This is a genomic window from Bradyrhizobium sp. cir1, from assembly GCF_014198245.1.
Classification (GTDB): Bacteria; Pseudomonadota; Alphaproteobacteria; order Rhizobiales; family Xanthobacteraceae; genus Bradyrhizobium.
The window spans coordinates 65,501-84,995 of sequence record NZ_JACIHE010000004.1 but is presented as its reverse complement, the minus strand read 5'-3'; the positions used below and the strand labels follow the sequence as shown (position 1 = coordinate 84,995).

The window sequence follows — 19,495 nt, the reverse complement described above, 5'->3', positions numbered from 1 at the left end:
ACCCATGGTCCGGGGCTCCATCACATTGATCGTGCTGGCATTGGTTATGCCGTCGCTTGCGACGGCGGAGACCATGAGCTTTGGCGATTCGATCGGAAAGCTGGCGGCGAGCTGCGGCGCGGAAATCGTCGCCAATTGCCGCGGCGTCAATCCGGATTCGACCCGCCTGAAGGAATGCCTGTCGCGCAACCGCGACGTGCTCTCGCCGCAGTGCGCGAGCGACTATCTCGGCGTCTTCGACGCAATCCAGAAGCGCGTCGCCGCGCGCGTCACGGTGGCGAACGCCTGCCAGCGCGAGATCGTCAAGGTCTGTGGCGGCTCGACCAAGGAGACCAGCAAGTCGGTCCCCTGCCTGGTCTCGACGCCCAAGGGCATCAGCAACAACTGCCTGAAGGCCGTCGACGATGCGGGGTATCGCTGATGCGCGCGAACAGGCTTTTCGCCGCCGGGATATGCGTCGCGCTCGGCCTTGCCCTGCTTGCGGGCGCCGCACGCGCGCAGACGGCGGCGCCGACCCGCGACGACATCGTCGGCAAGCTGAACCACTTCGAAGAGGCCGGCGAGGTCGATCTCCCCGCGCTGAAGCAGCAGGTGATGGAGCGCGCCAAGGCCAGGATCAAGAACGATCCGGGTCCGGTGAACCGGCCGCCAATCGCGCCCGACCTCGCCAAGCTGCCCGCCTTCAACGCGCAGATCCAGTTCGATGCCGACACGCCGATCATCCAGCCGGCTTCCTACCAGACCGTGGGCCGCATCGCGGACGCGCTGGTTCACTCCTCGCTGCTGCCCTACACCTTCCTGATCGTCGGCCATGTCGAATCCAATTCGAAGACGCGCGAGGCCAACGCGATCCTGAGCCAGCGCCGCGCCGACGCGATCCGCGACGTGCTGGTGAACACGTTCAAGATCTCGACCAAGCGACTGCATCCGATCGGCCTCGGTGAGGAGCAGTTGCTCGACCGGGCCAAACCGACCTCGGCCGTCAACGGCCAGTTGCAGATCCTGACCTATGCCAAGGTGCCGGAGGACGCGCCCGCGCATCCGGCTGCGACACCTGCGCCTGCGGCGAAAAAGCCCGCCAAGAAGCGGTAAGCAGACGCTCCCAAGCGTTCGACGGAACCCTTTGAAGTCCTGACCGTTTTGTGATCTGTCCCACAGCGCGACGGCATGGTCTTGCGCGACAATAGTGCCGGTTTGTGCACCGCCCTATCAGGTGCTATAGGCTTTTTTCGTCCTTCCCCGACCCCGTGCTGCATGAGACCAAGATGGGTGGCTTTTTTCAACGCCAACTTGCCGTTTATGTCGAGTACCATCGCGATCCCCGGAACACGGCGATGCATGTGGTCGGCATCCTGCTGCTGTTCACGGGCGCGGTGCTGCCGCTGACGCTGGTGAAGGTCCCGCTGTTCGGGTTCGAGCTCAGCCTGGCGGTGATCCTAGCCTTGCCGGTGCTGATCTACTGGCTGCTGCTCGATGCGGCGCTCGGGGCCGGCATTCTCGCCGTCTCCATCGTGCTGTTCTCGATCGCGTCGACCATTGCGGCGCAAGTCAGCACCGTCACGATGTGGGCGATTTTTGCCGCCCTGGTCGCGCTCGGCCTCGCCGCGCAGACCATCGGCCACAAGGTTTTTGAGGGGCGCGAAGCCTCGTTGTTCACGTTTCCGTCGCATCTTTTGCTGGGACCGATGTTTGTCATGGCGAAATTATTCATTGCACTGGGCTTCCGTCGCGACCTTGCCGCGATTCTGGCGCCTCTTCCGACCAATTCACTTTCAACCCGATAGCTCTAGAAGCGAAACAGCAAACCTTCTGCATGGCTCTCGTACTGGTTACCGGTGGCAGCGGCTTCATCGGACATCATCTCGTAGAAGCGCTCCGCGCCCGTGGGCAGCGGGTGCGCGTGCTCGATGTCCGGCCGCCGGCCGCGACGAACACTGACGTCGACTATGTTCATGGCTCGGTGCTGGACGGCGCCGCGGTCGATACCGCGCTAGCCGGCGTCGACCAAGTCTATCACCTCGCCGGCCTGCCCGGCATGTGGGTCGCCAACAAGCAGGACTTTCACGACGTGAATTGCCGCGGCACCGAGGTCGTGCTGGCGGCCGCGATGAAGCGCGGCGTGTCGCGCTTCCTGCACTGCTCGACGGAATCGATCCTGTTCCCGTATACCGACCTCAAGGGCGCGCCCGCCGAAGAGGCGCTGCAGCCGGCCGACGCGATGCCGGGCGCCTATACACGGTCGAAGTCGCTCGCCGAGCATCATGCCGCCAAGGCCGCAGCCGGGGGCTTTCCGCTGGTGATCGGCACGCCGACCATGCCGATCGGCGCCGCCGACCACAATCTGACGCCGCCGACGGCGATGCTCTGGTACTTCCTGCAGAAGAAGGTGCAGCCGCATCTCAACTTCCTGGTCAATCTCGTCGACGTCCGCGACGTCGCGACGGGCCTCGTGCTGACCATGGAGCGCGGCCGCATCGGCCAGCGCTACATCCTCGGCGGCGACTGCGTCCCGCTGGGGCGGATCCTGCGGATGATGTCGGCGATGAGCGGCCGCCGCCAGTTCCCGGTCGTCGTGCCCGGCAAGATCGCCGAGCTCTCCGGTATCATGCTCGAATACCTCGCCGACAACTTCACGCGCCGGCCGCCCAACGGCACCGCCGAGGGCGTGCGCATCGCGCTTGCCGCGAGCGACCTCTCGATCGGCAAGGCACGCACCGAGCTCGGCTATTCGCCGCGCCCGATCGAGCCGGTCCTGCGCGAAACCATCACCCACCTGCTCGCCCGCAACGGCCAGCAGCCCTCCGGCGCCATCGAGCATCACGCGCTGTCCTCGCGCGCGGGCTGAAGCCGCCGCCTAACGCAAAGAACCTTCATGTCCTTCGATTTCAGCAAGCTTCTCTCTGTCGCCTGGGGTGGCTGGACCACGACCTGGCCGACGCAACTGCTCGCCCTGATCTGGCTCGCCTGGCTCGCCAGCTGGGTCGGCGCCTCGTTCTGGCAGGGCCGCACCCAGAAGCAGGTGTTGACGCTGGAGTCCGGCCGCTACCGCATCCCGATCCTGGTCGGCGGCATCCTGTTCACGCCATGGACCGCGGAAGTGCTCGGCGAGAAGCCGCTCTGGGTGTTCAGCAACCTGGGTGTCTACATCACGGCGCTGATCGTGCTCGCCGGCATCTCCTTCACCTGGTGGGGACGGCTGCATCTCGGCAAGTTCTGGTCCAACACCATCACCCACAAGGAAGATCACCGCGTCATCGATACCGGCCCCTACGGCATCGTGCGCCATCCGATCTACACCGGCCTGATCGCCGGCATGCTCGCGACCGGCATCGCGGTTGGCACCGTCACCGCGATCCTCGGCGCGATCCTGATCTCGCTCGGCATGTGGCAGAAGGGCCGGATGGAAGAGGTGTTCCTGTCGAAGGAGCTCGGCGAGGACGCCTACGGCGCCTATTGCCGCCGCGTGCCGATGATCATTCCGTTCCTGTCGCCGCGGTGAGGTAACAAGCCGCCAACTCTCAGCGTCGTCCCGGCCTAGTGCGCAATTGCGCACTAGGCCGGGACGACGCTGAGAGTTTTGCGCCCCCACATCCTTGCCATGCAAATTCGGCGTGCTGCCATTTGCGCCATAAGCGGCCCGATCTGCGCCAGCCTATGTTGACCTTTTTACCGCCAGCCAGTTGGATGCGCGCGCAACGAGGCACGACGACATTCTATCGTGGATCTGGAGAGGTCGACGATCTGGCCTGAGCCCGCGCGGGGTTTTGGGCGATCCGGCGTGGACTGTGCCTTAAGGGTTCGACAGGGGCTTCTCATGACCTTTTCAAGCATCTTCGCGCAATTCGTCGCATTCATCGGCGGCATCGCGCTGCAATGGCGCAAGCTCTCGGGCACCGAGCCTGCGCCGGCCTGGGGAGAGAAGCCCGCCATTCCCGAGGCGAAGCCGCAAGGCGCGATCCCGACGCTGAAGATGCCGAGCGCGCGCGGCTGGCGCGAGGGCCAGAAGCCGACGGTCGCACCCGGCCTCAAGGTGAATGCGTTCGCGACCGGCCTCGACCATCCGCGCTGGATCGAGGTGCTGCCGAATGGCGACGTGCTGGTCGCGGAAGCGACGCAGATCGCGGGTCCCCCGCGCACCGTGTTTCACTATGCGATGCAGGCGACGATGCGGCGCGCCGCGGCGCTCGGCGTGTCCGCCAATCGCATCACGCTGCTGCGCGACAAGGACGGCGATGGCGTCGCCGAAGTTCGCGGCGCGTTCATGGAAAACCTCAGCCAGCCGTTCGGCATGGCGCTGGTCGGCGACACCTTCTATGTCGGCAATACCGACGGCGTGATGGCGTTTCCCTACGTCGCGGGTGCCGACCGCATCACCGCGCCGGGCAAGCGGCTCACCACCTTCAAGCCGGGCGGTCACTGGACGCGCAGCCTGCTCGCGAGCCCCGACGGCAAGAAGCTCTATGCCGGCGTCGGCTCGCTCAGCAACATCGCCGAGATGGGCATGGAGATCGAGCAAGGCCGCGCCGCGGTCTACGAGCTCGATCTCGTCGCCGGCTCGCACCGCATCTTCGGTGCCGGCCTGCGCAATCCGGTTGGCCTTGCCTGGGAGCCGAACACAAACGTGCTCTGGACCGTCGTCAACGAGCGCGACGGCCTCGGCGACGAGACGCCGCCCGACTATCTCACCTCGGTGCGCGACGGCGGCTTCTACGGCTGGCCCTATTGCTACTGGGGCAAGACGGTGGACGATCGCGTGCCGCAGGATCCGGCGATGGTCGCCAAGGCGCTTCAACCGGACTACGCGCTCGGCGGCCACACCGCTTCGCTCGGCCTGTGCTGGGTGCCCGCAGGCACCCTGCCCGGCTTCCCCGACGGCATGGTGATCGGCCAGCACGGCTCGTGGAATCGCAGCAAGCTGTCCGGCTACAAGCTGGTGTTCATCCCGTTCGAGAACGGAAAACCGTCCGGCCCCGGTCGCGACATCCTGTCGGGCTTCCTGTCCCCGGACGAGAAGGAATCCTACGGCCGCCCGGTCGGCGTCGTGATCGGCCCCGACAAGAAGTCGCTGCTGATGGCCGACGACGTCGGCAACGTGATCTGGCGCGTGACGGGGGCGTAAATAGGCGCCGCAGCGATCGCAATGCGTTCCGTCATCCTGAGGTGCGAGACACGTGGCGCAACGCGCCACGTGGGGAGCCTCGAAGGATGAACGGCCGCGATGCAGCCGGGCCGTCGTCCTTCGAGGCTTGCTCTGCGGCGCGGATGCGCCGCAATGCAAGCACCTCCAGCGACGAGCGCTACGCGCTCGCGCGGGGATGACGGGGATAGAGTGCACCACGTCTGAGCTAGTTAAGCCTCAACCCATCACGTCCCGACACACAACGTGGCGCGCTGCTTGCGGAGCAGCGCGATCACCGACAGCGCGGTGATCAGGCCGGTCTTGGGATTTTCGGACGGGATGTTCTCGATGCCCATCGAGAACCGCGCCGAATCTGCTTCGACCTCGATGCGATGAACGTTGCGCGTCACGGTGGGGTCGGCCCAGACTTGAATCTGGGTGCGATCGGGTCCGATGCCGGCCAGCGACAGCGCAACGGCGACATTGACGTTTGCGGGAAAGCCCTTCGCCGCTTCCCGCGCGCTGCCCTCGAACAGCTTCAGCGGCTCGCGCAGATTGTCGATGTCGATGTTGTTCTGGACGATGAACGGCGCGCCCTTCAGTCCGTCGATCGGCTTGCGCGTCACCATCTTCACCGAATGGATGGTGCCGACCGCGGCGGCGTTGACGGCATCGAGGCCGATCAGCGCGCCGGTCGGCACGATGATGCGGCCGCCATTGGCGCGGGCGAGATCGACCAGATCGAAATTGTCGAGCAGCCCGCCGACGCTGACCACGACCGCGGCCTTGCCGCGCTTCACCGCAGGCTCGACGATCGCACGCAACTGGCTGCTCGGCGCGCACTCGACCACGATGTCCGCGACGTCGGCAAGCTGGTCGATCGGAAGGATTTTCGGCGGATTACGCAGGCCGCTGATGAAGGCCTGATGCTTGGCGGCATCACGCACGGCCACGGCCGCGAGCGACAGGCCCTCGATGCCCTGATCGAGGGCGGTTGCAATCTTGGTGCCGATCGAGCCCAGCCCCGCAATGGCCACCCGCAATTCGCCCGAAGCCTTCTGATCCGTCATCACCATCCCTCTGTCCAGGCTGATGTCATAGCCGCTCACGCCTCCCGCGCATAGCTGCGCAGGCGGGCTTCCAGAATGGCCAGCATGGCATCGCGGGCCGGATCGCGCGAACCGCGCAGCCAGGCCGCGGCGAGCGGCAGGCGGCCGACCGGACCGCTCTGCCTCGGCCGAAGCGGCACGAAGCGCACGCCCGGGACCGCCATCCGCATGGTCCAGCGCGGCACGATCGCGACCCCGAGCTTGGTTGCCACCAGATTGATGATGGTCTGCTTCTCGTCGGCGACCTGCACGATGCGCGGCGTGAGACCAGCCTGCTCGAACAGCTTGATGGTGAGGTCGTGGCTGTGCGGCCGCGAGCGGCGGTCCGGCACCAGCATCGCCTCGTCGGCGATCTCGGCTAGCGTGACCGATTTGCGTGCAGCGAGCGCGTGCCGCTGCGGGAACGCGACGATGGCGGTCTCCTGGAGCAGATCGCGGAATTCCAGCCGCTTGTCTGCATTGTAGGGCGGGCGCACGAAAGCGAGATCGAGCGCGCCGGTCAAAATCTTCGGCAGCAGCCGGACGGTCTTGTCCTCGAGCAGCTGCACCGCGATCTCGGGATGCTTGTCGCGGAAGTCGCGCAACAGCGGCGGCAGCAATCCCGCCGCCGCGCTGTCGATGGCGCCGACCCGCAGCCGCCGCGCGGCGCCCGCACGCGACCGATTGCGCAGATTGCTCTCGACCGCCTCGACCTTGGCGAGGATGGTGCGGGCATCGCGCAGCAGCGTGGTGCCGTCCTCGGTCAGCGACACCGCGCGCGTGGTTCGCGCGAACAGCCGCGTGCCCAGATCCTCCTCCAGCAGCCTGATCTGCCGGCCGAGCGCGGAGGGCAGCATCTGGAGCTGCTGCGCCGCGCGGCCGAAATGCAGCTGCTCGGCCGCCGCCACGAAGCATCGTAGCTGATGCAATTCCATCCAGTGTCCTCTCGTCTCGCCCAGCGAGGATTATATCATTTTTTTGTATAAACCAGCGCCAATTGAGTATCCCTCCTGCCTCCGCCTAGGCTTGCCGCCTCACAACAACAAACCGGGGTTTGAGGGAGGCGAGGATGGCGAGCGAGATTCAGACGCGCGTGCTGCGCAAGATCACCTGGCGCATCGTTCCCTTCATCATGCTGCTGTACTTCGTGGCCTTCATCGACCGCGTCAACATCGGCTTCGCCTCGCTGACGATGAACAGGGACATCGGCCTGTCGCCGGCGGTCTACGGTTTCGGTGCCGGCATCTTCTTCTGGGGCTATTTCCTGTTCGAGGTGCCCTCCAACATCATCCTGCACAAGATCGGCGCGCGGATCTGGATCGCGCGGGTGATGATCACCTGGGGTCTCGTCTCCGCCGCCATGGCCTTCGTGCAAGGGCCGACCAGCTTCTACGTCCTGCGCTTCCTGCTCGGCGTCGCGGAGGCCGGCTTCTTTCCCGGCATCATTCTCTATCTCTCCTACTGGTTCCCGGCGCGCCAGCGCGCCGCCGTAACGGCGCTGTTCATGGCGGCTGCGCCGCTCTCGACCGTGCTGGGCTCGCCGATCTCGGGCGCGCTGCTGGAGATGGACGGCCTGCTCGGCTTCAAGGGCTGGCAATGGCTGTTCGTGCTGGAGGCGCTGCCGGCCGTGCTGCTCGGCTTCGTCGTGCTCGGCTTCCTGACCGATCGCCCGGAAAAGGCAAAGTGGCTCGCTGATGACGAGCGGCGCTGGCTGGTCGAGACCATGAACGTGGAGACGACCAGCAAGGCCGCGACCGCGAGCCACAGCATCTGGCGCGGGCTTGCCGATCCGCGCGTGCTGGCGTTGTCGCTGATCTATTTCGGCACCTCCGCCGGTCTCTACACGCTCGGCGTCTGGGCCCCGCAGATCATCAAGCAGTTCGGCCTGTCCTCGCTCCAGGTCGGCTTCCTCAATGCGCTGCCGGCGACAGCCGCCGTCGTCGCCATGATCCTGTGGGCGCGGCATTCGGACCGCACCGGCGAGCGCACCTGGCACGTCGTGTGGGCCTGCCTGATCGCCGCCGCCGGGCTCGCTTATGCCGGGCTCGCGGCCGGTGTCGTCGCCGTGCTGGTCGCGCTGACGCTGGTGAGCATCGGCATCTCCTCCGCAAAACCGCCGCTGTGGAGCATGCCGACACTGTTCCTGTCCGGCCCTGCGGCCGCAGCCGGCATCGCCACCATCAACTCGATCGGCAATCTCGGCGGGTTCGTCGGCCCCGCCATGATCGGCTGGATCAAGGACCAGACCGCCAGCTTCGTCGGCGGGCTCTATTTCGTCAGCGGCCTGCTCGTTCTCTCGGCGGCCCTGACCCTGCTATTGTCGCGCGCGAAAACCGCGCCCGTCGAACCCGTCCCGCAATCCCACTGATCTCTCAAACGGAGCCTTCCCATGCGCACCCATTCGATCGCAGCCATTCCCGCCGACGGCATCGGCCCCGAGGTGATCTCGGCCGGTGTCCGCGTTCTGGAGGCGCTGGCCAAGCGCAGCGGCGACCTCGCCTTCAACGTCAAGACCTTCGACTGGGGCTCGGACTATTACAGGAAGCACGGCGTCATGATGCCGGCCGACGGCCTCAACGAATTGAAGAAGTTCGATGCGATTTATTTCGGCGCGGTCGGTGCGCCCGATGTGCCCGACCACATCACGCTGTGGGGCCTGCGCCTGCCGATCTGCCAGGGCTTTGACCAATACGCCAATGTGCGGCCAACCAAGATCTTGCCGGGCGTCGCCTCGCCGCTGCGCAATGTCGGCGTCGGCGACCTCGACTGGGTGATCGTGCGCGAGAATTCGGAAGGCGAATATGCCGGCATGGGCGGCCGTGCCCACAAGGGCCTGCCGGAAGAGGTCGGCACGGAAGTCGCGGTCTTCACCCGCGTCGGCGTCACCCGCATCATGCGCTATGCATTCCAGCTCGCGCAGTCGCGCCCGCGCAAATTCCTGACCGTCGTGACCAAGTCGAACGCGCAGCGCCATGGCATGGTGATGTGGGACGAGATCGCGGCCGAGGTCGCGACTGAATTCCCCGACGTGACCTGGGACAAGATGCTGGTCGATGCCATGACGGTGCGGATGACGTTGCATCCGAAGAGCCTCGACACCATCGTTGCGACCAACCTGCACGCCGACATCCTCTCGGATCTCGCCGGCGCGCTGGCCGGCAGCCTCGGCGTCGCCCCGACCGGCAACATCGATCCGCAGCGGCGCTTCCCCTCGATGTTCGAGCCGATCCACGGCTCGGCCTTCGACATCACCGGCAAGGGCATCGCCAATCCGGTCGCGACCTTCTGGACCGGCGCGCAGATGCTCGAGCATCTCGGCGAGAAGGATGCGGCCAGCCGACTGATGGCGGCCGTCGAGCGCGTCTGCGCGGCGGGCGTGCTGACGCCCGATGTCGGCGGCAAGGCGACGACGAAGGACGTGACCGACGCAGTGATCGACGCGATCCACGGCTCGAACGTCTAAAGCGCGATGAGGTTTGTATGAATCGTCATCGCGCTTTAGGCTGTTGTTTACGCATGATCTTTCCGGAAAACCGCTTCGCGCTTTTCCGGATCATGCTTTAGCGGGCCAACGCGAATTTCGGCGGACCAATCCTGACGTCACTGCACGCCGTAGCGGGCGAACTCGTCGGCGACCTTGAGGTTGATGAGCTTTGCTGCCGAAACGTCGCGGTCGCCGCCGACGTTGTCGCCCTGCCTGAGCCTGGCAAGTCCGCGTCCATAGAGCGCGCTTGCCAGGTTTGGCGCCAGGCGCAACGCGGAACTGTAGTCGTCAATGGCTGCGGCGAACTGGCCCATCTTCAGATGGATCAGCGCGCGTGAATCGTACGTCGCGGCATCGCTCGATCCCGACTGAATCGCCCTGTCGCAGTCGTCGAGTCCGGCCTGCAGGTCGCCGATGATCGCTCGAGCCCAGCAGCGTCCGCTCCGTGCCCACGTCAAATTCGGATCGAGCCGGATGGCCTCGTCGAAATCCCGCACGGCCCGATCATACTGGTTCAGCTTCAGATGGGCTTCGGCGCGGTTGGCGAAGGCGCTGCCATAGTCCGGGTTGAGCCTGATTGCCTCGTCGAAGGACTTGACCGCGTCCTCATAGGCTCCCTTCCTCAAATAGGCGACGCCGCGATTGTTGACCGGCTTGACATAGCCTGAGGCGAGTTCGATCGCCCGATCGAAATCGCCGATGGCGCGGTCGTAATCCGCCGCGGCGGCATAGGCGTTGCCGCGATTGTTGTAAGCCACAGCCAGCGCCTCCGGCTTGGCATCGCCCGAATTGATGAGCGCCGTACAGCCGGCGATCCGGGCTTGGGCCGGAATGCGGTCCGTACCGTTGCACTGCTCGATGCTCTGGAGATGGCTATTCTTCTGCGGCTGCTGCGCGACCGCCGGCGAACCGATCGACAGCAGCACGAGAACGGGCGCGACGCTGTCGATGATGGCCGCCCTGATCGTCATGTCCGTGCCGCTTCAGCATCCTCTGCAGATGTTCAGCCTGGGACCGCTCCCCTGCTCGGGCGCTGCAGCAGTGATGCGCTTCTTCACCAATTTGCTCTTGCCCTCTTCGATGAGAGTCGAAAACTTGACTTCACCGTCATCCAAAACTTCGATATGCGGCGTGGTGCCTCGGATTCCCATCGTGGCAACGGGCGTATCGACTTTCATATCACCGCTCTTCGCGATCTGGCCGGCGACAAAGGTTGCCGTTCCCTTGGCCAGATTGAAGAAGGTTGCGTTGGACTTGCCGTCCGGTTCGTACACGTACTCGTCCAGGGTCATACGCGCATTGCTCGACAGATTGAACGACGAGCCATCGCTGAAATTGATACTGACCCGGCTGTCTGCCTCGGTTCGCACCACGTCGTGCAGATACACGACATCGCCGACCCTGGTTTGAGCAGCCGCATCGCCAAGCTTCGCCTGGACGACGACCGCACCTGTGTGCTCGATCGAGACCGAACCCGTAACGGCGACGATCTTGCCGATGGGTTTTGGCACGACGTTCTCGGGGCCGCGTGTCGCGGGATTGACTTGAGCCTCCGCTGGCGCAGCAAGACCGCTCGCCGATGCCCAGATGAAACCAGTCACTAAAACTGCAATCATATACCTGCACATGACCCGCCCTTTCCGAGAAGATCTTGATTGCGTGCCGCTTGATGGGAGCTATGTAAGCCCCGGCCAAGCTCGCAATTCGTGCATTGTCAGTATCTACAACCTGGATCGGTCCTAACGGACCTATCGTCCAGAAAAAGCAATTCTTCCGTATTTGATCTTAGGCCCAACCCGTTTGCCTGGCCAGCGAAAGTGAGCTAGGTTTCGCTCACCTCAAGCGTCAACTTCTTGAGAGCGCAAATTGCAATTGCGGAGAGGCATCTCCGCTGAACCTGCCATCACATTGGCTATACCTATAGAATCGCATTTTTTATCAAACGTCTTCGGCGTGCTGGCCTGGGGTTGCTAACGCCAAAAATTGCGTCCGTGGCATAGCAAAACCGACAAGAAGACCGCGGCACCGCGCCGAGCCCGAATTATTCGGCACGCGAGGCTACGGCCATGTCAGTTGCTTTTGGCGTTGGGCCCCAGGATGGGGGCACTAAGGCTTTACCCCTCCAGATCATCGGCATCGTTCAGAGCACGTCTGGAAACGTCACCCTCACGCGCGGCGACGGCCCGCCGACACAGGTCAGCATTGGCGACCTTGTTTGCCGCCATGACGTAATCGAAACGGCTGCGGATGCGCAGATCGGGATCAGGCTTCTCGACGACACCATATTCAACCTCGCCAGCGCAGCCCGCATCGAACTGCGCGAGTGCGCCTCCGAATCCGACGCCGCCTCGCGTTCGACAGTCGTTGCGGTCACCAGCGGAAGCTTTGCGTTCGCAGCCGGCCGGCTGCCAAACAGCGGGACCCTGACGGTCGACACGCCCCTTGGCACCGTTCGCGGCCGCTCCCATGCGACCGGCTTCGGCATCCTGACGATGGCGGCGCTGACTTTCGCGATGGTGAAAGAAGCGCAAGGCTCGGACCCCGACGCCACGTTTCTCGACAGCGACACGCTGACTTACAAGGACCTTCAGCACGGCTCCTTCGAGCTCATCACCAAGGAGCGGGTACCGCGGCACATCATCGTCGATGATCCAGGCGAAACCGTCATCCTGAACAGGGTCGGCTCCTCGGTCAGCGTGAATCAGGTTGCCAACAGCGCCGCTCGCATGGAGGAGCTGCACGCGGCTCAACAGGATGTGCTCGCCAATCTCACGCGAGGTCCGACAGGATCCAGCACGCCACCTGGCGTCATTGCCCCCTCGCTGCAGCACATCAACTTCAACTCGGATAACGCGACGGCTCCGCCAAACCTGCTTCCGGCACTGTCGCCCGCCGACATTCCCTTGATCGTACGTCCGCCGCCGTCACTGAACGTGCCGGGCGGGCCCACCGAAATCGACACGATCGCATTCAACGACACGTTCACCGCGACAACCGGCACTTTCTCCGCCAGCAGCCCGCTCAATGCCGTCCTCACCTACGGTCTTAGCGGCGGGACGGCCGGCACCACGGTCCTGGATGGACAGACCTACGATCTCTCGCAGACCGGTCCGTATGGCACCCTCTATCTCAATAGCGCATCCGGCGCCTATACTTTTGTTCCGAACGCGGCTGCCATCAACGCCCTGTCGTCGCCGACGACCATGGACTTCATCGTCACGGTCTCGGACAGCGGGTTCTCGACGAGCCGAACATTCGTCGTCAACATCCTCGGCGTCAACGACACTGCCATCATCTCCGGCAACGCCGCCGGCACAGTGGTGGAGGCGGGCGGCGTCGCCAATTCGGCGCCGGGAACGCCGAGCGCAACCGGCACGCTCACAGACGCCGATGTCGACAATCCGCCCGACACCTTCACGACAGTCAGCTCGCCGACCAGGAGCGCGGGCGGCTACGGCACGTTCACGATGACAGTCGGCGGCGTGTGGACCTACACGCTCGACAATGGCAACGGTACAGTAAAGGCGCTGAATGCCGGCGATACGTTGATCGATCAGTTCACTGTGACCACGATCGACGGCACGCCGCAGCTGGTGACGATCACGATCAACGGCACGAATGACGCCGCAATCATCTCCGGGACTACGACCGGTTCAGTCGTCGAGGCGGGCGGCACTTCGCCCGGCACGCCGATCGCGACGGGCACGCTTCTCGCCGCGGATGTCGACAATCCCGCCAACACGTTCGTGGCGGTCACCACGCCGACGGCAAGCGCGCAAAGCTATGGCAGCTTCACCATCACCGTGGCCGGCGTGTGGACCTATACGCTCGACAACAGCAACACCGTGGTGCAGGCGCTCAACAATGGCGACACCGTGACCGACAGCTTCACGGTGACCTCGGCCGACGGCACCGCACAGACAGTGACGATCACCATCAACGGCAGCAACGACGGGGCGGTCATTTCCGGAACGGCGAGCGGCTCGGTGATCGAGGCCGGAGGGGTGGCCAATGGCACGCCCGGCATGCCGATCGCGACCGGCACGTTGACCGATCTCGACCCTGACAATGCGACCAACACCTTCACGCCGGTCACCACGCCAAGGACGAGCGCGGGCGGCTTCGGCACCTTCACGATGACCGCGCTGGGCACGTGGACCTACACGCTCGACAATAGCAACGCCACCGTACAGGCCCTCAACGTCGGCGACACGCTGATCGATCAGTTCACGGTGACCACGGTCGACGGCACGCCGCAGCTGGTGACGGTCACGATCAACGGCGCCAATGACGCCGCTTTCATTTCCGGAACGACGGCGGGTTCGGTGCTCGAAGCCGGCGGCATCTCCCCCGGCACGCCCGTTGCGACCGGCACGCTCACCGATACCGACCTCGACAATCCCGCCAACACCTTCACGGCGGTGACCTCACCCACGGCCAGCGACGGCGGTTACGGCACGTTCACGATGACCGCGTCCGGGCTATGGACCTATACGCTCGACAACAACAACGCCGTGGTGGACGCGCTGGATGTCGGCGACACGCTCACCGATCATTTCACGGTGACGTCAATCGACGGCACCACGCAAGAGGTGACGGTCACCATCCATGGCGCCAGCGACGCGGATCCCAATGATTTCGACAATCTGGCGACTGGATCAACCGTCGTAACCGATCCCCCGTTTGTCTACGGCACTCCTGGAGGCGACAGCGTCGCCGGTGGCGGCAGCGTTTCCCAGATCGTCTATGGCGGCGCCGGCAACGATACCCTGAACGGAACCGGCGTGGACGACATCATCTACGGCGGATCCGGCGACGACACGATCAAGGGCAACAACGGAGCCGACGTCATCTACGGCGGCTCCGGGCAGGACACGATCGACGGCAGCAACGAGAACGACACCATCATCGGCGGGTTCGGTGCGGATAAGCTCACGGGCGGCAACGGCGATGACGTCTTCGTCTATCTGTCGGCGGTCGATTCCAGGGCCGGCCAGTTCGATACGATCAACGATTTCAGATCGGGAAGCGACAAGATCGATCTGACGGCGATCGGCGCGCTCGGATTCGTGATCCTGGCGTTGAGCTCGACAAGCTCGTCCGTGCCGCCCCACACCATCGCCTGGATCTACGACAGCTCGGCCAACGAAACCGTCGTGTATGTCAATCCGACCGATCAAACCCTAGAGATCGGCGATTCCAGTTTATTGGAAGTCCATCTCCAGGGTGTCGCGACCATCGATTCGTCGGACTTCATCGTGGATCAAGCCGCGGCCCCGGTCCTGGCGGCGAGCGATACAATCGATCCGACCGCCGCCACGCTAGGCGACGCGGCGGTCATGACATTGAGCACCTCCGACGCCTCCACCGGGGCGACGGACAGCAGCGGCTCTGTGTCCTTGGACGGAAGCTCGACCGCAATCGATGTGAGCTATCCCTTCGATATCGATCAGAGCGGGTGGAGCAACGAGATCACCGCGTCCGCCCCGGACGAGACTGCAACACTTCCCGGCCTGTCAGAACCGGCAATCCATTCGCTATCGATGGAGCCCTTCAGATTTGTCTTCGAGACACCCCGGACCGACGACAGCATCCATCCAACCGGAATCGGCGCAGCCGGCATGACGGAGCAAAATCATGCCACAGCTTTCAGCACGCCGGATGCGCTCCTTGCCATCGACCAGCATCTAGATAACGGCAAGGCTGCCGAGGCTCATGGCCATGCAAGCCTTGCCGATACTGCCAGTGCGCTTCTTGATATCGCCCCCCAGAAAGGCCCCGGCAACGGCGGCGGCGCTCATTCGATTCAATCTCAAGCAGGCGAACACAGGCATGCTTCGATGGAGACGCCCGACAGGCCCAATGACCAATTTCATTCTGCGGCAGACGGCACGCACGGCCCACACGGAAACGCGCAGGCCCATCCGTCCGGACTGGGCGATTCCTTCAATTTCCTCAGTCCGGCGATGGAGAGGTCGAGCATCGCCTTTGTGGATGATCTCCCGGCGCCGCTCGATCGTCATGAAAGCGCGGCACATGCCGACGGACATGGTCACGTCGCGGCCGCGGACGAGGTTCCGCAGCTGGACGATGGCACTCACGTCGGGGGCGGCTCAGCCGCGTCTCATGTGCCGCACGATTTCCTGGTGTGAGCTCGATCTGTTGAAACCGCTCTTCCTCTACTTCCGTCCGGCGGGCGGCGGCGTCGCCATCGCGGCCGCAGGCTCCGGCGGCGTCAGATGGCGCGGGACGATGATGGTCTGGCCCGGAGTGAGCTGCGCGTTCTCTGCAAGCGAGTTGCTCTGCGCGAGCGTCCACAGCGGCACGCGATTGGCCGCGGCGATGCTCTCCATGGTGTCGCCGCGACGCACCGGCACCCGCACGCCGCTATCCCACAATTCGACCAGCGTATCCGCGGGCACGAGATAGCGCAGCGGCACGGCATCGGCCTGCGGCGGAATGCGCGGCAGCTGCGTCACCATCTCGACGATCTGACGATGGATGTCGTCGGACTTCTCGATGTTGATGTGCGAGACGCGGCTGTTTTCCTTCAGGTCGTAGCTCGCGTAATGGCCGCGATAGCCGGGCACCGCCACGACGTCGCCGCCGCCGAGCACGCTGTCGGACAGGAAGATATTGATGAAGCGCTCGACATTGAGCGGCACGTCGCCGGTCGCATGCGCGGGATCGATGGCAATCACGAGGCTGATCGGGATGTTCTCCTTGGCCGCCATCTCGGAGATGACGATCGAGCACAACCCGCCCATCGAATGGCCGACCAGCACGATCGGCGCCGCCTTCTCCTTGTAGCTGGAGATGACGCGGCCGCCGATCAGGCGGCACAGCGTGAACTCATAGACATCCGCCGCGAAGCCGGCCTGCGTCAGCTTCTCGCCGAGCCGGTCCATGCCGGTCGAGAAGATCGGGCCCATGGCGCCGCGAAACAGATAGATCTTGGGCGGCGGCAACGGCTCGAACGGTGGGGGCGGCGGCGCAGCAGGCGCAGGCGCAGCCGCGGTGGCCTTGGACTTGGCCGGTGAGGCAACGGCCGCGCCGGTGCTCAAGGCAAGCAGCGCAACCGCTGCCAGCACGACTAGCCGCCTCAAATCAATCATCAGTTCAGCAGTCCCACCACGGGAGGCAAGGGCCTCTCCCAACCGGCTTAGTGACGACCGATTTGGCGGATTTTGGGGCGCGGGAACCAGGGCGCGACGCACCGCCGCGCGCATCAAGGCTATGTGACCTGCCGGATGAGCGCGCTCCCGGCCCATCACTGCCTGCCCTTGAGCCGGCTGCGATGTGCGGCCTGCTTGGCGCGATTGCCACAGACCGCCATGATGCACCACCGCCGTGCGTGCCTGCGGGTGTGATCGGCGAACAGCATCGTGCAATTATGGCCCTCGCACGCCTTCACGTCGGAAAAGTCTTCCTCGCAGACGAACTTCGCCATCGCCTCGCCGATGGGCAGCAGCAGGGACTGCGGTGATTGCCAGTGCCGTTGCCTTTGCAGCGCAAGACCTTCCTCACCCTGGCGAGGCGCGATTTGCAGGAACGCCTCATCGCGCTCCAGGATGCTGTTCAGCGGGCCAAGCTCGTGCAGCGCCTTGCCGGTCAGCGGCCGGCCCGCATGCTCCAGAACAAAGCCCCTGAACCACTCGCGCAAGGCGCGGGCCTGATCGGCGACCTTGTCGAGTTCACCCGGCCTCGCGCGCGCCTTCAGCGCATCCAGCTCCTGCGTCGGCACCAGCTTGGCCTGTGCCAGCCAGTCGATCAGGCCATCGCCATCGTCGATCCAGTCGACGGGCGTATCGACCGGTGTCGCGACCGAGTTGAGGAAATCGAGGCCGAGCGAGTCGGCGATGAACATGGCGGGCGGTCTGTCCATGAGGGGTCCCTGGCCGTCGAAACAACGCAGCCTTTGGTAACCAGTAAAATGGCTATTGACAAGTTACTCGGCAGATACGTAACCTATATATAGGCATTTAAAAGGTTACCATAGCAATGGAGACGGTCATGACCCCGGCCACCTACCGCACCGCCGACGTCGATGGCTTCAAGGTATTCTATCGCGAGGCCGGAGCTCGAGGTGCGCCGAAGCTGCTGCTGCTGCACGGCTTCCCCAGCGCCGGCCACATGTTCCGCGACCTGATCCCGCTGCTCGCCGACAAATTCCACATCGTCGCGCCCGATCTTCCCGGCTTCGGTCAGTCCGACATGCCTTCGCGCGAAAGCTTCCGCTACACCTTCGACAACGTCGCGCAGGTGATCGAGCGCTTCACCGAAGTGATCGGCTTCGATCGCTTCGCGATCTACGTCTTCGACTACGGCGCGCCGACCGGCTTCCGGCTCGCGTTGCGTCACCCCGATCGGATCACGGCGATCATCTCGCAGAACGGCAACGCCTATGAGGACGGCCTCAGCGACGGCTGGACTCCGATCAAGGCCTATTGGCAGGATCCCTCGCCCGCCAACCGCGAGGCGCTCCGCGCCTTCCTCACGCCGGAGGCGACGCGCTGGCAGTACACCCATGGCGTCCCCGATCCGACGACGGTGTCGCCGGACGGACAGAACCTCGACAATTTCTATCTGGCGCGTCCGGGCTCGGGCGACGTGCAGCTCGATTTGTTCGGTGACTACAAGAGCAACGTTGCGCTCTATCCGTCATTCCAGGACTATTTCCGCAAGCACAAGCCGCCGTTCCTGGCGGTCTGGGGCAAGAACGATCCGTTCTTCATTCCGCCCGGCGCCGAAGCGTTCAAGCGCGACAATCCCAAGGCGGTCGTGCAGTTCTTCGACACCGGCCATTTCGCGCTGGAGACGCATGCGCGGGAGATCGCTGAGAGCATTCGCGCGTTCCTGGCGTAACGGGCCGCCGAGCATCACGTGAGAAGAGACTTCAGTTCCTCGCCGGAGCCGTTGCCGCGGCGGCGCGCGCGGGCCGCGGCGCACCGGGCTCGGCGACGGGAGCAGCCGGAGCGCGCGAGCGCATGATCGCGGCGTCGATCTCTGCGATGACGCGGCGCTGGATCGCCTCGTTCTTGTCGATCGAGATATGGCCGACACCGGTGCCGCGCACGTCGACATTGTCGAGCTTGCCGCGCAAACCGGCCGCGGCGCGCACCGGCTCGCCGGGGCCGTCGCCGATATAGATGTTGATGTAGCGCTCGGCGCCGGTCGAGAGCTTGGTCTTGAACACGGAATCGAGGCCGATCGCGAGCTTCACGGGCACGCCGAACTGGTTGAGCTTGGCAATCATGTCCGGCAGCGCGGTCGCGCCGGAGGAATGGCCGACCAGGATGATGGTCTTGATGCGGCCGGCCCTGTAGGCGGTCGCGGCTTCATCGGCGAGCGAGGACCAGGACACGAAGTTCGCAACGGTCACCGGGATGCCCTGCGCCTGGAGCCGGGCACCGATCGTGTCGAGCCCGAGCGAGAAGATGTTGAGCACGCCGCGCAGCAGATAGACATGCGTGGTCTGGACCGCGGCCTGGGTCGGCGCGGCCTTGGCGGTGGACGGGCTGATGGCAACAGCTGACAGCAGGAGCAGGCCCATCGCCCACGCACGGAGGGCGGACAATTGGCTGGCGCCGGCGGTGTGACGGCCGTTCGGTCTCATCGATGTTTTCCCTGGGGACAATACGCTTCGCGATTGGCCGGAATCGTAGCCATGGCCCGCTCGCGGACGCAACAAAGAGCCGCGTGAGCGACAATCTTAGCAGCAAGCCGTGGCGGTTGCGCAACACTTGACCGGAACCTGCCACCGAAGGGCCGGTTTTGAGACCATTTTTCTCCGGGCGATTGCGA

The 19,495-nt window shown here is 64.6% G+C and carries 17 protein-coding genes; 10 read left to right on the top strand and 7 right to left on the bottom strand.

Annotation, left to right across the window (positions count from 1 at the left end):
* Positions 1-4 precede the first annotated feature (4 nt).
* The 6 genes from GGD63_RS11225 to GGD63_RS11200 all read left to right on the top strand — a co-directional run bounded on the left by GGD63_RS11225 (position 5) and on the right by GGD63_RS11200 (position 5,119).
* Positions 5-421 (top strand): hypothetical protein, encoded by a 417-nt coding sequence (locus GGD63_RS11225; protein ID WP_183241799.1) that lies wholly within the window; start codon positions 5-7, stop codon positions 419-421.
* Positions 421-1,092 (top strand): OmpA family protein, encoded by a 672-nt coding sequence (locus GGD63_RS11220; RefSeq protein WP_183241796.1) that lies wholly within the window; start codon positions 421-423, stop codon positions 1,090-1,092. Before GGD63_RS11225 ends, GGD63_RS11220 begins: the two co-directional genes overlap by 1 nt.
* A gap of 173 nt (positions 1,093-1,265) precedes the next feature.
* Positions 1,266-1,784, top strand: coding sequence for a DUF962 domain-containing protein (locus GGD63_RS11215; protein WP_183242318.1), 519 nt, complete (start codon positions 1,266-1,268; stop codon positions 1,782-1,784).
* A 29-nt stretch (positions 1,785-1,813) separates the two neighbouring features.
* Positions 1,814-2,845, top strand: a complete 1,032-nt coding sequence (locus tag GGD63_RS11210; RefSeq protein WP_183241794.1) for an NAD-dependent epimerase/dehydratase family protein — start codon at positions 1,814-1,816, stop codon at positions 2,843-2,845.
* 27 nt (positions 2,846-2,872) lie between these two features.
* Positions 2,873-3,499: an isoprenylcysteine carboxylmethyltransferase family protein gene (locus GGD63_RS11205; RefSeq protein ID WP_183241792.1), complete on the top strand. Its 627-nt coding sequence runs from the start codon at positions 2,873-2,875 to the stop codon at positions 3,497-3,499.
* Positions 3,500-3,814: 315 nt separating this feature from the next.
* Positions 3,815-5,119: a sorbosone dehydrogenase family protein gene (locus GGD63_RS11200; protein ID WP_183241790.1), complete on the top strand. Its 1,305-nt coding sequence runs from the start codon at positions 3,815-3,817 to the stop codon at positions 5,117-5,119.
* Between the two features lie 245 nt (positions 5,120-5,364).
* Here the strand turns inward: GGD63_RS11200 and GGD63_RS11195 are convergent, their stop codons facing one another.
* Both GGD63_RS11195 and GGD63_RS11190 read right to left on the bottom strand, forming a co-directional pair.
* On the bottom strand, positions 5,365-6,189 hold the full coding sequence (locus tag GGD63_RS11195) for an aspartate dehydrogenase (protein WP_183241788.1): 825 nt from the start codon (positions 6,187-6,189) through the stop codon (positions 5,365-5,367).
* A gap of 35 nt (positions 6,190-6,224) precedes the next feature.
* On the bottom strand, positions 6,225-7,142 hold the full coding sequence (locus tag GGD63_RS11190) for a LysR family transcriptional regulator (protein ID WP_183241786.1): 918 nt from the start codon (positions 7,140-7,142) through the stop codon (positions 6,225-6,227).
* A gap of 134 nt (positions 7,143-7,276) precedes the next feature.
* On the opposite strand from GGD63_RS11190, the gene GGD63_RS11185 reads away from it, so the two are divergent.
* Complete coding sequence (locus tag GGD63_RS11185; protein ID WP_183241784.1) at positions 7,277-8,575, top strand: MFS transporter; 1,299 nt, start codon at positions 7,277-7,279, stop codon at positions 8,573-8,575.
* 21 nt (positions 8,576-8,596) lie between these two features.
* Positions 8,597-9,670 carry a tartrate dehydrogenase gene (locus tag GGD63_RS11180; protein WP_183241782.1) on the top strand — a complete coding sequence of 358 codons (1,074 nt, stop codon included), beginning with the start codon at positions 8,597-8,599 and terminating at the stop codon, positions 9,668-9,670.
* Between the two features lie 137 nt (positions 9,671-9,807).
* Here the strand turns inward: GGD63_RS11180 and GGD63_RS11175 are convergent, their stop codons facing one another.
* Positions 9,808-10,662, bottom strand: coding sequence for a tetratricopeptide repeat protein (locus GGD63_RS11175; protein WP_183241780.1), 855 nt, complete (start codon positions 10,660-10,662; stop codon positions 9,808-9,810).
* 12 nt (positions 10,663-10,674) lie between these two features.
* Positions 10,675-11,292, bottom strand: a complete 618-nt coding sequence (locus GGD63_RS11170) for a FecR family protein (RefSeq protein ID WP_312013159.1) — start codon at positions 11,290-11,292, stop codon at positions 10,675-10,677.
* A 465-nt stretch (positions 11,293-11,757) separates the two neighbouring features.
* Here GGD63_RS11170 and GGD63_RS11165 point away from each other — a divergent pair, with 465 nt between their 5' ends.
* Positions 11,758-15,843 carry a VCBS domain-containing protein gene (locus tag GGD63_RS11165; protein ID WP_183241776.1) on the top strand — a complete coding sequence of 1,362 codons (4,086 nt, stop codon included), beginning with the start codon at positions 11,758-11,760 and terminating at the stop codon, positions 15,841-15,843.
* Positions 15,844-15,870: 27 nt separating this feature from the next.
* Here GGD63_RS11165 and GGD63_RS11160 read toward each other — a convergent pair whose 3' ends face one another.
* Complete coding sequence (locus GGD63_RS11160) at positions 15,871-16,806, bottom strand: LysM peptidoglycan-binding domain-containing protein (RefSeq protein WP_183241774.1); 936 nt, start codon at positions 16,804-16,806, stop codon at positions 15,871-15,873.
* Positions 16,807-16,961: 155 nt separating this feature from the next.
* The gene (locus tag GGD63_RS11155; RefSeq protein ID WP_183241772.1) at positions 16,962-17,576 is read right to left on the bottom strand and encodes an ABATE domain-containing protein; all 615 of its coding nucleotides are present in this window, start codon (positions 17,574-17,576) and stop codon (positions 16,962-16,964) included.
* 128 nt (positions 17,577-17,704) lie between these two features.
* On the opposite strand from GGD63_RS11155, the gene GGD63_RS11150 reads away from it, so the two are divergent.
* The gene (locus GGD63_RS11150; protein WP_183241770.1) at positions 17,705-18,556 is read left to right on the top strand and encodes an alpha/beta fold hydrolase; all 852 of its coding nucleotides are present in this window, start codon (positions 17,705-17,707) and stop codon (positions 18,554-18,556) included.
* A 31-nt stretch (positions 18,557-18,587) separates the two neighbouring features.
* Here the strand turns inward: GGD63_RS11150 and GGD63_RS11145 are convergent, their stop codons facing one another.
* Entirely contained in the window at positions 18,588-19,307 is a 720-nt protein-coding gene (locus GGD63_RS11145) for a hypothetical protein (protein ID WP_183241768.1), read from the bottom strand.
* Positions 19,308-19,495: the final 188 nt, after the last annotated feature.